This window comes from uncultured Campylobacter sp. (assembly GCF_938045535.1).
Lineage (GTDB): Bacteria > Campylobacterota > Campylobacteria > Campylobacterales > Campylobacteraceae > Campylobacter_B.
Map to the genome: position 1 here is coordinate 1 of NZ_CALIMQ010000187.1, position 13,313 is coordinate 13,313.

Below are 13,313 nucleotides of genomic sequence, written 5' to 3' on the forward strand. Positions count from 1 at the left end.
ACTTATCTCGGTATAAATACGCTTACCTTCGGCTACGATTTTAGCAAACAGGATGTGCAAACGACTTTCATCGTTTCAAACGCGAGTAGGCAAAATTTACGCTCTCCGCAGCGATTTTCTATGAACGAGCATGCGGGATTTTTAGAGGACGAGATTGAAATTTTGGAAAATACGCTATTTTTAACGCTCGGCGGCAGGCTCACGCATAACGAATACTTCGGCAACCACTTTTCTCCTAGAGCCTACGCGACGTTTAATATAGGTGATACCTGGACGATCAAAGGCGGCGTCGCAACCGGTTATAAAACTCCCGACGTCAATCAAATTTCGCCGGAAGTAGGCACGATTCAGGGCGGCTGGAGGATTATAGATTTCGGTAACAAGGATTTAAAGCCCGAGAAAAGCACGACCTACGAGATCGGGCTTTATTACGACAATGCAGACGATCTGCGCGGCAATATCACGCTATTTAAAAACGACTTCAAAGATAAAATTTTAGATACCGATGGCAGCAATATCAATAGGATTCCCGCTTACGGAGGCTGCGCCGGCGCGCCGAGCGTTAATTGCCCGGGTTGGGGAACGTATTTTAATATAGAAGGAGCCGAGGTTTACGGCGTTGAGCTGAGTGGTGATTACGATATTACTAAGAGGCTAAATTTCAAGGCAAACTACACCTATAGCCACTCCGAGATCGAAACCGGGGATCCTACGATCTATACGCCAAACGGCGCCGTTAAATTTAGCCAAACCAATCTTAGTAGGCTGGATGGCAAATCCCTGACCGCTACCCCGAAGCATGCCGCACATGCGACGCTTAGCTATAGGCCTATCGCTCCGCTTTCTACCTTTATCGGTCTTAATTACGAAAGCGAGCTTACAAGCGTGCAATTCGGTCCGGGCAATAGGGTTAGTAAAAACGACAAAAAGCTTTTTACTACGGATTTGGGCGCACAATACGATTTAAACGATAATCTGAGCCTAAATTTAACCGCTTACAATATCTTTGATAACGTCCGATACGACGAGGGTCTCGCAGACGACGGCAATTACTATTGGTATCCCGAGGAGGGCAGGAGGTTTTGGTTTAAGGTAAACGCTAAATGGTAAGCCTAAAGAGCTTTCTCGCGGTATTTGACGCGCTCTTTTTAGTGTGCTTATTCGCTTGCGATCTGGGGGCAAAACCGCCGCAAAAGATTGAGCGGGTAAGTGGGGCTGCGCTCGAAATGTTTAACGTGAGCGATTTTATTCTAAAAAGCAAGAGCGGCGAAAAATATAAAATTTTTATAGCTCGCCAAAAAAATGTCGCTCGCTACGATAGGGCAGTTTTTATGGTTGATGCGAACGCGCAGTTTCCGATACTTTTAAACTCCTATGCGCAAATTTATGCGAATGGCGCAAAGCAAAACGCAAAAGCGATGCCGAAATTAAGCAAAACCGTCCTTATAGTAGGCATCGGATACGACAGCCCGCTAGCATATGATACTAAGCGTCGCACGAGAGATTTAACGCCCGCGGCGAGCGGCGAAGAATATGCAAACGGCGGCGGCGCGGCAGAATTTTACGATTTCGTAAAAGATGAACTATTTCCGCTCGTGGAGAAAAAATACTCTACGGCAAAAAGCGACAAAATTTACTTCGGACATTCTTTTGGCGGGCTATTCGGGATTTATGCTTTGCTGCGCGACGATGGGATTTTCGACGAGTTTTTTATCGCCTCACCTTCGTTGTGGTGGGGCGAATCACAGCTTATCAGAGATGCCCTAGACGAGGGAAAGCTTAGATCAAATTTAAAAGCGAAATTTATAATGCTCGTTACCGGCTCACGTGAAATGCGTAAAGGAAAAACCGATAAAGCGGGAATTTTAAAAGCGGCCGATCTAGCTGAAATTTTAAAAGCAAGGGGGTTTTCTTGCGAGTTTAGGCTCTACGAAGGCGCTTCGCACGGCGAAGTAATCCCATTGGCTTTGCAAGATTTAGCGCTATTTACGCAAAGATAATCTTCTATTTAGCCGGTAAAGCCTTGATCTAAACTGCAAGCGTAGGACCGAGCGACGCAGGCTCGCTGATCGCGCCGAAACGCGTCGTCGGATTTAAGAAATTAAATTTTAAAGCCCTTTTAGCTAGTATCGCACAAATTTAAAGGATGGAAAATGCAAAGTTTCAAATGGCAAATTTCAAAGCGGCTCAAGCAGGCGATGCGCGAGCGAGATATCGACAATCTCGCGCTCGTGCGCCGTACGGACGAGCTGTATTCGCGCGCACACCCGGGGCACGATGAGGATATGCGCGCCGAAGTTTACGCGGTCTTGGACGAATACGCGCCCAACGTCGATATTGAAATTTTTGATCTAGTCTGCAAGGTTCTAGGCGTCAAAATTGAGCTAGGCGAGACGCTTGATTGAGTAGTCGTAGCCGAATTTTATCCGTGCCGCAAGGCTAAATTTAGCGCTACGATAAATCGCAAAATTCTACCCAGAGCTTAGCTACAGAGCTTGCTTAAGTAAATTTTGCCGCAAAATTTCGCCCAAACCTAGCAAGATTAATATCTATTTTAACTGCAAAATGCTAAATTTAGCGCTAAATTTTAATCCGAGGTAAGCTTTGAACTACTTAATCCAATTTAGTGTGATTTTAGGAATATCTTTTGTTGCGGAGATTTTGGCGGCGCTCGTGCCTGTGCCGATCCCCGCTAGCATCTACGGACTAGTCATTATGCTTTTAGCCCTGATCTTTAAACTCATCAAAGTATCGCAGATCAGAGAAACCGTGTCGTTTTTTATGCAGATTATGCCAGTGATCTTCATCCCGGCGGGCGCTGCGATCATCATCGCAGGCGACGCGCTACGCCAGCATCTTTTCGCAATCATCGCGATTACGGCAGTCTCTACGGTAGTAGTCATCGGTGCAAGCGGCGCGGTAACGCAGATCTTTTATAAAATCGCCCTCGCCCGCGTTAAGCGCAGGCTTTACGCAGCCGCGCACGAACAAGACGGCGTGAATACAAAGGGCGTGGATGCGAAGCTGGAGCGCGAAATTTTATCCGGAGACGATAAAAAATGAGAGAAATTTTAATGAACTCCGCTTTTTTCGGCGTGTTTTTGTGCCTGGGCTCGTTTGAGCTGGGGCTTTATCTAAAAAAGCGCTTTAAGCTAACTATTTTCAATCCGCTTCTAATCGGTATCATGCTTACCGTCTGCGTGCTTTTACTCTTTAAAATTCCATACGAGAAATTTAACGCGAGCGCCTCGCACATTAGCTTTTTCTTAACGCCGATTACCGTCTGTCTAGCTGTGCCGCTATACGAGCAGTTAGCGCTTTTGCGAAGTAATTTTTTAGCTATTTTTGCAGGACTGATTTCGGGTATGATCGCAGGGCTAGGCAGCATCTACGCGATGTCGGTAATATTTGGGCTAAATCACACAATGTATGTCACGCTACTACCGAAATCCGTCACGGCGCCGATCGGTATGGGTATCAGCGAAAGCTTAGGCGGCATCGTGACACTAACGGTGGCCTGCATCATCGCTACGGGCATCATCGGTAGCGTATTTGGCGAGGCGCTACTTAAAATTTTTGGCATCAAAAAGGCGATGGCAAAAGGTATCGCCCTAGGCTGCGCGAGCCACGCGATGGGAACGGCGCGCGCTCTTGAGATCGGTGACGTAGAAGGCGCGATGGCGTCTTTAGCAATGGCAGTTACGGGACTTCTTACCGTCATCGGTGCCGGTATTTTTGCACATTTCATCTAAGGAGAAAATATGATAATCTCGATCGCTAGACAAACCGGCGCAGGCGGGCGCGAGACGGCGCGTAAGCTCGCGCAGCGTCTGGGATACACATATCTAGCCAAGGCGGATCTGCTCCGCAAAGCAGACGAGCTGGGATACTTCGAGCAGATGTATGAGTTCTACAACGAAATGCCCGTAAATACGCTGCTTCAGGCGATCTCGCACAGCGAGCTAGCCAACGAGCAGAAGCGCGACCGCATCGCTAGAATTTATCAAAAGATCGTCGAGGGCGGCAACGTCATCGTGCTCGGGCGCTGCGCGGGATTTTTCTTGCGCGGGCGGGCGGATCTGCTGACCGTATTTTTGCGCGCAAACGACGAGTTTAAGCTCGCTCGATTGCAGAAGGAAGGCCACGCCGACGCGCGCGAGTATATGGAGGAAAGCGACGCGGGCAGGATGAGTTTTCATCAATACTACACCAACCAAGTCTGGGGCGCATCCGCCAACTACAATATCTGCATCGACACGTCGTATTGCGGCATCGATAACGCGGTAAATATCATCGAGTATCTGGTAAAAAGCCGCAGTAAAAATTGAAATTTTAAAATTCCGCAGCGGACGCGGTAGCGAGGCGACATTGCTGCGACGATGAGAGTATCGGCGGTGGCGAAATTCTATCGACACCGTAACGAAACTATAGCTGCGACAACGAGGCTACGGCAATGAAATTATATCGGCGCAATATCGCTGCGGGTGGCGCGGCATCGTTGCGGGGTAACGAGATTATGTCGCTGCGGCACCGCTACGGCGAAATTTTACGCTAAGATTTAGGGAAACATGATGGCAGCAGCGATACGATCTTATGCGTGGCAAATTTTCCGTGGTTATCGGCGGCGAATTTCTGGGTGCAAGCGAGCAAATTTACCGGTTTTAGGGCGGCTATTCGGGTTTTTGCGGCGGCGTTGGCGCTCAATTTACCCTAAATAGGCTAAATTTGACGGCTTTCTTTACAGTGTGATTTTGAGCAAACTCGGCAACAATCAGGCTTGCTCAAATTTCAAACCTTTAACGTCAATTTACCTTTTTTTTAAATGCTAAATTTTATAAAATGCCGATAAAAATTTTGGTAGGAGTAAATTTATGAAAAGAAATAAAATAACTTTAGCTTTATCGAGCATATTACTTTCTGTATCTTTAGTAGGTTGCAGTAGTGGCGATGGTCTTAACCGTTCCGCAAAAGACGGAAAAGAAAACGAGGTAGAAAAAGCTGCCATCAAACTTGTTAAAGCTACAAAAACTGGGGATTATAATTTAATAAGCGCTGATGAATTGAAAAAATCTATCGACAACAAAGAAGATATGATTTTAATCAACACTATTCCTTCCGATCGCTTTGAAAAAACAAAAATCAAAGGTGCTGTAAATGCTGGCTTACCTAAAGAAATGAAAGATTTAAAACCAGAAGAAAAAGAAGCATTCTTAAAAACTTTAGGTACTGATAAAGATAAAAAAATTGTTATCTACTGTGGATTTGTTGCTTGTGAAAGAAGTCATGTTGGGGCAACATTAGCTAAAGAAGCAGGATATAAAAATGTCTATAGATTTCCGGGCGGAATTGCCGCATGGTTAGATGCTGGAAATAGCATTGATAAATAACATTATCTCTTGCATCTGTGGATAATTATGAGGATTTACCTCACTTTTGCAATATAAATTAATATTTGTGGATAATTATGAGGATTTATCTACGAATACTCTAATTAAATAATATTTTAATTGTTATATTGTTGAAACAACCCCTTATTTATTTTTCAACAGATCAATCAACATTCCAAATTTTTATCCAAAATTAACAATTTCGCCCAATAAAGAGGTAGCTGGTTTCAGCTACCTCTTTATTTTATTTTTTTCTATTAAATTTAAATATTTCTCTTTTAAATAAAGGAACATTATCAAAATACTCTCCCTTATAGAAAGGGTGACATTTCAAAAGTCTCTTTATAGTTAAGTATGTTCCAAGAAAAAAGCCAAATCTCTTATAACTTTCCATCGCATAGCTCGAACATGTCGGTGAAAATCTACATGTCGGTCTTGTATAACGAGATATATACCTTCTATACAATTTTATTAAAAATATACATAACTTCGCCATTAAAAGCACTCCTTTCTGCTTTATTTTAACAATTCACTAGATTAATTTCAACTTATTACTCCATAAATACAACAATTATATTCGATAATGATTATCATTTATAATTTTTCACCTCGGAAAACATTGTCAAATCAACCTTTATTTTAGATAATAATTCTCAATAACTATTATAAGTCTATAAACTTTACATCACGTATTCATGGTGCTATAATTTAAGCATAAATTACAAAATATAAAGGAGAGAATTTAATATGACACGTACAACAGAATTAAACAAACTTGTAGCAAATTTAACAGTATTATACACAAAATTACACAGCTTCCACTGGTATGTAACTGGACGTAGCTTTTACACACTACACGAAGTATTTGAAAATTATTACAACTACACAACTGAATCTTTAGATGAAGTTGCTGAAAGATTATTAGCTATCGGAGGACGCCCAGTTTCTACACTTAAAGGTGCTTTAGAAATCGCAACAATCAAAGAAGCAACTGAAAAAGAAACAACTAAAGAAATGGTTGCAGCTGTATTCCACGATTTCGAACTATTAATCAACGACTTAACTCACCTTATGAGTGTAGCTGAAGAAGAAGGAGATCAAGGTACTTCTGACTTAGCATTAGGTCTAAAAACTCAATTAGAAAAAAATGTTTGGATGTTACGTGCTTACTTAGCAGACTAATACACATAGTAAAAGCTATCCGTCGCTTTATTGCGATAGATAGCTTTTTATATTTGTTTATGAATTATGTCCTTTTCTATTTAAAATATTCAAGTTTATAGCATCTACATAATAGTTACTCACCTGTCCATCCTTATCACTTATCTCAACATTCCAAGTCGGTATTAATACTTGATTTTCTGTTTGCGAAATATAAGTATAATATCCTAAAGTTGTACGAACTCTACAATTTTTTGGAATCAAGTCTTCATGATACAGCCTGTTTATAGCTTGATTAGATGTAACTAAGGTTTCGTTTTTATCTTTTCTTATGTTAGAAACTCCTGTTAGAGTAAACCGCTTGATATCTCCATTACTTTCAACTTCAAAAACTATTCTAGCATTTTTATTTGAAAATACTCTAAAACTATCAATCTGTTGTTCATAAATAACCTCATTTTTATTAGAATTATAACTAGAGAATACATAATTTGCACTCAACTTCAATTTTTCAAGTAAAAATGAGTCTAATTCAGCTCTATAACTGCCTTTATTAACATTACTTATAGCATTTTCTGAACTAACCTTTAGAGTTGATGTTTTATCTACATTTTCAACTTCAATCTTCAATCCATTTTCTTCTTTTTTATAATCTTTCAAATCCGAAATAGTTACATTAACATAACCTAGATTATCACGTTTTGTGGCGTTTTCTTCGACAGTTATATTATCATTTTTCATAGATCGTTCTATTATTTCTTTTTCTTGAACTATTTCAGTTTTGTTCTTTTGAACTGTATAGACATAAAAAGTTAATAAGACTGCATTTAATGCAACAAATAGGTAAATAAATAATGTTTTCATCTTGCCCCAATTCATAGTCTCTCTCCCTTGTCTATTTTTTCTTTTAGTTTTTTGAAACTCATATATCTGTCATTGTACTTCACATACCATGTAGGAGTATAACTGAAACTGTTTCTTTCTTTATTGTAAGTTTTATCATATCCTAAAACTATATCACCTATTTCTTTTAGGTTAACCCTCTCATAAAGATAGTTTATCACGTATTCTGTTTTTTCTACAGAATACAATTCTGCTTCTTTCGATGAAAGGTAAGTCTTAGTCAATTTCTTCGGTGAGGTCAGTTTATATATTCCACTACTGTTATCTTCTGATATTATATCAGCAAAACCATCTTTACTAAAAGCTATAGAGTCCTTGTACGCTTCTTGGAAAATACTAATTCCGTCTAAAGCTGTTGTTAGTTGGTAATTAGTATCTCCAACATAACCTAACTCTAAGAAACTAATAGTATTATTTATAGCAATAGTAGCTCCTACTTCACGTCCACCTTCATTAGATGGATTTGTATATACTAATCTATTATTTATAGATCTTAATATTCCATATCCATCAGTTACTTCATCCTCATTACTAATTCTAAGATTATCTTTTTTCTCAAAAATATCCCTCGCCAGTTTATTTAAATTAACATCTTCGGCGCTATATTCATCAATAACATTATCTTCATCGCCTTCTTTTAGATATATAAATTTATTATTCAAACTGTATTTCGCATAATTTTGCTTTTTCTCATTGAATTTATTATTTATCTTCTCATATATATCTTGTTTTAAAGTAATTTGAAGATAGTTTTTATCATCTTTTTTATATAGATAAATCATATTAGGTCTATCTTTTAATATAACTATAGTATCAAACTCTAAACTTACGTTTGAATTGTCCTCAGAAAAGAATAACGGTTTAAGCAGCGCTGAGTCTAAAGTAACTTGATAATTTATCAATATTTTTTCAACGTTATTAGTCGTAATATCTTCTATGTTACGGTTTCTCACCCTAGATTCCGTGCTCTCACTATCTGAAAGAAGAGACAGTAACTCTTTTAATACTTTCTTCTCCTTGACTCCTTCTACGCTAGCTACTTTTGTTATTGTATTTTGAATTACAGCTTCTTCCCTTGTTCCTGCATGGTTTTTCACCACACTATCAGGTATAAGGAAATTCAGAAGATTATTTTTGTTTGAATCAACTGTTTTCTGAGTAGATCTTTTCGTAAAAATTTCGTAATCTGGTTGATAAGTAATAATAAGATAAGATAAAGTTAAACTTAGTAAAACAAGTATACCTAAAACAACTGATTTTACAGTTTCCTTTTTTCTATTTCTCATATTACTCACCTCTATAACCATTCGTCATCTATTTGTTCACAAGGTAATGTTACAAAAATTATGCTTCCATAACCTTCTCTACTTTGTGCCCAAATACGTCCTTTATGAGCTTCTACTATAGTCTTAGCTAGAGCTAATCCTAAACCAGTTCCACCCATACTTCTTTGTCTACTTTTATCAACTCGATAAAATCTATTAAAGATTTTATCTATATGTACTAAAGGTATTCCTACCCCTTCATCTTTTATAGAAATACTCACCCTATTATGGTGATAATTCTGTCTAACTCTTATAGTAATATTCTTACCATTTGGAGAATATTTTATTGCGTTATTAACAATATTGTCAAACACCTGTGTAAGTTTGTCTTGGTCTCCTTCAACAAATATCGGCGTTTTAGAAATATGTTTTATAAAATTCTTTTCTGGATGTGTTAGTGCAAATCTATCTGTAATCTGCTCAAGCATTTTATTTATATCGATGAACTCTTTTTCATAATGCTCTTCTTTAATATCCATTTTCCCAAGTTGCATAAGTTCATTTACCATTCTTATCATACGAGTAGTTTCTTTATGAATAGTATCGATAAACTGAGGAGCCAGTTCCTTATCTTCTAATACACCTTCTTCTAATGCTTCGATATAACTGTTCATCGTAGTTAGAGGTGTACGAAGTTCATGAGATACAGTTGATACGAATTCACGACGTTCTTTTTCTTGACGCTCTTGATCTGTTACGTCATAAAGAACAATAATATATCCTTCTAGCTCAGTTGACATCTGAGTTAAATCTTCTTTATCTTCTTTTTCTATCTTAGAGATTTCTGCTCGTAATAGTAATTCATCACTATCATTAGATGCATTAACAAGAAGGCTATCCTCCGCTTCTAATATTTCCTCAATACTTTCATATTCTGTAATATCAAGAATTTTTAGAACATCTTTTCCAATGAAAATTTCATCATCACGTCCACCTAACATATCCTCAGCACTTGTATTTATAAGGATTATTCTACCGTTATTATCAGTTGCAATAATTCCATCCATCATACTCTCGATAATAGTCGCAAGCTTCCTACGTTCTGTCTCCGTTACAGCCTGCTCTTCTTCGATTCTCCTAGAAATCCGGTTAAATACTTTAGCAAGATCACCGATTTCATCATCTGTATCTATACCAACTACAGTACCATAATTTCCTAAAGCCATCTTCTTAACCTGAGAACTCATTTTTTCAATAGAACTCGTTACGGTTTTAGAAGCGACAAACCCTATTACAGTAGTAATTAATATCGATAATATAGTACCTACTATAAAGATTCTCGAAATACTATTTACCTCTTGATAAACACTTTCTATATCTGCCATAAGTGATATTACACCAATAACTTCATTATCTTTTTTTACAGGACTCACATAAATCCATACACGCTTATTACTATCAGCATTATACTGAATTTGTTTAGTACTCTCACCCGTTTTTATAACTTGACTAACAAGTGGATCAAAAGATCTTTTAGCAAGATAGTCATCATTTCCATTTTTTGATGAACTCGCTAAAATTTTTGAATTATTATCAATAACATTTACAAGTAGTAATTTCTGGATATTAAATTCACTAACTAGTTTTACTATTCCACTTTTTGAATCTCGATTATTGCTTGTAGAATCTTGATTAGCGTTATTCTCTGAATCAGTTGACTCTTCACCGTTCTTCATACTAACCTTATCAAGTTCCTCTCGAATATGGTAATTCAATATCTTTTCTTGTTCGATAATATTTTGTTCAAATGTGTTTATATTACTGTTTCTTAGTTGTGTTGTAAAGAATAATCCGATTAGTTGTAACGAAATTATGTTAACTAATACATATACTATTACGAACTTAGTTCGGATTGATGAAAAGAATCTTTTCTTAAATTTCTTACCGAAAAAACTCATTACTCTTCACCTATAAAGTAACCAACACCACGACGCGTCATTATATATTCAGGTTGTGATGAATCATCTTCTACTTTTTCACGTAATCTTCTCACAGTCACGTCAACTGTTCTAACATCTCCGAAGTAGTCATAACCCCATACTGTTTGCAGTAAGTTCTCACGTGTTAAAACTTGGCCGCGGTGTTGAGCCAGGTAATAGAATAAGTCAAATTCTCTACGTGTTAAATCTATTTCTTCTCCATTTTTCTTAATAATATAAGCCTCTGGATAGATTACAATATCCTTAATTACAAGGTCACTACCACTCTTCTCTTCTTCAACTTCTTCTTGTTGCTTAGTAACACGACGTAAGTTTACCTTAACCCTAGCCATAAGCTCACGTGTTGAGAAGGGTTTAGTTACGTAATCATCAGCTCCGAATTCTAATCCTAGAACCTTATCTATTTCACTATTTTTTGCTGTTAGCATAATTATTGGAATATTCTTTTTAGCACGTACTTCTCTACATACTTCCATTCCATCTTTTTTCGGCAACATCAAATCTAATAGAATCAAATCAGGGTTTTCGCTAAAAGCAAGCTCCACCGCTTTTTCTCCATCATTAGCAACTATTACATCGTAGCCTTCTTTTTTTAAATTAAAATCTAGTATATTAGCAATCGGTTCTTCATCATCGACTACTAGTATTTTATATTCTGCCATCATCTTCCTCCTTAGATTCATACTAAGTTTTATTATATATTCTTACTAATTTGCAAGAATGCATATAGTTATCTATATTATATCATTTTTCTTTAATAAGTTACAACTTTAAGCAAGCGATTAACACTCTATCACTTACGAGAAAACACAAAGTTTTTATAACAACCTATAAAACATATGCACCTGCCACTATACATACATAAAAAACTCCTCATCTGACAAAAACGTCAGACAAGGAATCTATTATTGTTTTTCTTTGTCTTTCTCTATATTTTTTAATATAGCTTTTATGAAAAATTCGAAGTTAACATTGTATGGATTCTTATTCAAATTGGAGATTACAGTATCACTAGTAAGAAGCACATTTAATTGTTTTTCTAACTCTACTATCCGTTCTTCAGAAAAATTACTTAATATCCCTATCTCTGCCAAACCAAAATCTTTATATTCTGAAGATAAATATCCGTCTTGATTTTCTTCTCCTTCAAAAGAACTTCCAAATGATTTATTATATATATCTAAAAAGCTCTTAATCCCGTGCATTCCCGCTTCTTTAACTATAATTTCATCACCCACATAATAACCAATAGAAAGTAACTCAGCTATACGCGTAAATATATCATACTCCGAAACAACCCTCTTAACAGAACCTGTAAAAGTGGCTTTCTTAATAGCGATTTTCTTCATATTTCTAAGATACTTTTTCATACGTTTAACGTACAATTCTCCATCAACTTCTTTATCCATAAAAATATCTATACCACCAATTAGATATATAGGTGCAGCATTAAATACTACACTCTCTTTCACATCGTACTCAATTGCAACTCGTTGCGCAATACTTCCACCTAAAGAATGACCAGTTAGTATGATATCATTACCATATTTTTTCTTCATCCTTGTGTAAAATCTGTAACACGGCGTTAAGTGTTCCCCTTGACCTAAACAAATCCCTACAACATCAGCATACATATCTTTTTGTCTATCAAAGTAAAAATTCGTACCTGTATAAGATAAAATATAATTCCCTTCTACAGTATTTTCAAACAAAGTTCCGCTACTTCCAGTTTTTCCATCATAAAAACTACATATATAGTTTAACTCTGTCGGAAAATTGTTCACTGTTTTTTGAAGATTTATATACTCGCGTATCACTCTTTTGGGAACTTTGATTTTATCCATCGCTTCTATATGGTACACTATAAATGATGCATAACTTGATACTTCAAACAATCTATCCATTACTATTTCTATCCATCCTCGCAATATTTCTTAATAAGTATTTTATCATAAACAATTAATTTTTTCTTATTTTTACGTTGTAAATAGTACTTTCTCAGGTTAAGTTTTCAATTTATTTTGATTTTTTTAAAAATAAAAGAATAGAAGAAAAACAGGAAGTAAAAAAAAGTGGGAAAAAGAAAAAGGGAGCAAAATAAAGCTCCCTTTAAATTTTAATTTTTTAAGCATCAGATCTTGAAAAACCATTTTTCATTTCACAGCTTGCTGTGTAAAGAACTTTGCCTAATAAATCAATTGTTTGTTTTCTTAATTCTGTTGCAATTTCTTCATTTGCATTTTCGCAGAATTCAACGACTTTTTCTTTTGCAACTTTTCCACCTAAAAATTCATTATCATACTTATTTATGATTTCAGTGCATTTTGATTGAATAGCCAATTGGTAACGTTCAATATGTGAACTACAAGATGCAAAATGAGCATCTGCCAAAGCTGCGACCAGACGATTTGACCAATAGAAATCTTCTGTTGTAAGTTCTTTAGTAGTGTTTGCAAGATATTCAGGTGTCTTATCTATATTTACATAGAAAGGAATCATTGCATTAAATACATTTGAACCGAAGGATAACCACTCAATACTTCTAATTTCTTCAGGCATATAAGGTCTTATTTGAACCAAAGCCAAAACATCATTAC

Annotated in this window: 15 protein-coding genes; 8 read left to right on the forward strand and 7 right to left on the reverse strand. The window is 36.7% G+C overall.

From position 1 onward, the window contains the following. The 7 genes from Q0095_RS05800 to Q0095_RS05830 all read left to right on the forward strand — a co-directional run. Positions 1-1,110: TonB-dependent receptor (locus Q0095_RS05800; protein WP_297882218.1), on the forward strand; the 1,110-nt coding region annotated here is incomplete at its 5' end. Further along, positions 1,104-2,000, forward strand: a complete 897-nt coding sequence (locus Q0095_RS05805) for an alpha/beta hydrolase-fold protein (RefSeq protein ID WP_297882220.1) — start codon at positions 1,104-1,106, stop codon at positions 1,998-2,000. The genes Q0095_RS05800 and Q0095_RS05805, both read left to right, overlap by 7 nt. A 153-nt stretch (positions 2,001-2,153) precedes the next feature. Then, entirely contained in the window at positions 2,154-2,405 is a 252-nt protein-coding gene (locus Q0095_RS05810) for a hypothetical protein (RefSeq protein WP_297882222.1), read from the forward strand. A gap of 199 nt (positions 2,406-2,604) precedes the next feature. Continuing rightward, positions 2,605-3,063 (forward strand): CidA/LrgA family protein, encoded by a 459-nt coding sequence (locus Q0095_RS05815; RefSeq protein WP_081451750.1) that lies wholly within the window; start codon positions 2,605-2,607, stop codon positions 3,061-3,063. Then, positions 3,060-3,752: an LrgB family protein gene (locus tag Q0095_RS05820; RefSeq protein WP_297882224.1), complete on the forward strand. Its 693-nt coding sequence runs from the start codon at positions 3,060-3,062 to the stop codon at positions 3,750-3,752. The genes Q0095_RS05815 and Q0095_RS05820 overlap by 4 nt, the downstream gene beginning before the upstream one ends. A gap of 9 nt (positions 3,753-3,761) precedes the next feature. Continuing rightward, entirely contained in the window at positions 3,762-4,328 is a 567-nt protein-coding gene (locus tag Q0095_RS05825; RefSeq protein WP_297882226.1) for an AAA family ATPase, read from the forward strand. 543 nt (positions 4,329-4,871) lie between these two features. Then, entirely contained in the window at positions 4,872-5,387 is a 516-nt protein-coding gene (locus Q0095_RS05830; RefSeq protein ID WP_297882228.1) for a rhodanese-like domain-containing protein, read from the forward strand. Between the two features lie 244 nt (positions 5,388-5,631). Here Q0095_RS05830 and yidD read toward each other — a convergent pair whose 3' ends face one another. Then, entirely contained in the window at positions 5,632-5,883 is a 252-nt protein-coding gene (gene yidD / locus Q0095_RS05835; protein ID WP_003147487.1) for a membrane protein insertion efficiency factor YidD, read from the reverse strand. Between the two features lie 251 nt (positions 5,884-6,134). Between yidD and Q0095_RS05840 the strand changes: the two genes are divergently transcribed. Continuing rightward, entirely contained in the window at positions 6,135-6,569 is a 435-nt protein-coding gene (locus Q0095_RS05840) for a DNA starvation/stationary phase protection protein (protein ID WP_048802479.1), read from the forward strand. 57 nt (positions 6,570-6,626) lie between these two features. Here Q0095_RS05840 and yycI read toward each other — a convergent pair whose 3' ends face one another. The 6 genes from yycI to Q0095_RS05870 form a co-directional block, all read right to left on the reverse strand. Further along, on the reverse strand, positions 6,627-7,427 hold the full coding sequence (yycI, locus tag Q0095_RS05845) for a two-component system regulatory protein YycI (RefSeq protein WP_297882233.1): 801 nt from the start codon (positions 7,425-7,427) through the stop codon (positions 6,627-6,629). Continuing rightward, on the reverse strand, positions 7,424-8,737 hold the full coding sequence (yycH, locus tag Q0095_RS05850) for a two-component system activity regulator YycH (RefSeq protein WP_297882235.1): 1,314 nt from the start codon (positions 8,735-8,737) through the stop codon (positions 7,424-7,426). Before yycH ends, yycI begins: the two co-directional genes overlap by 4 nt. Before the next feature lie 11 nt (positions 8,738-8,748). Continuing rightward, positions 8,749-10,674 (reverse strand): ATP-binding protein, encoded by a 1,926-nt coding sequence (locus Q0095_RS05855; RefSeq protein WP_297882237.1) that lies wholly within the window; start codon positions 10,672-10,674, stop codon positions 8,749-8,751. Further along, the gene (gene yycF, locus Q0095_RS05860; protein ID WP_271966047.1) at positions 10,674-11,378 is read right to left on the reverse strand and encodes a response regulator YycF; all 705 of its coding nucleotides are present in this window, start codon (positions 11,376-11,378) and stop codon (positions 10,674-10,676) included. The genes Q0095_RS05855 and yycF overlap by 1 nt, the downstream gene beginning before the upstream one ends. A gap of 243 nt (positions 11,379-11,621) precedes the next feature. Next, positions 11,622-12,620: a hypothetical protein gene (locus tag Q0095_RS05865; RefSeq protein ID WP_297882241.1), complete on the reverse strand. Its 999-nt coding sequence runs from the start codon at positions 12,618-12,620 to the stop codon at positions 11,622-11,624. Between the two features lie 220 nt (positions 12,621-12,840). Continuing rightward, positions 12,841-13,313, reverse strand: a 473-nt coding sequence (locus Q0095_RS05870) for a C69 family dipeptidase (RefSeq protein ID WP_297882243.1), incomplete at its 5' end; no start/stop codon positions are given.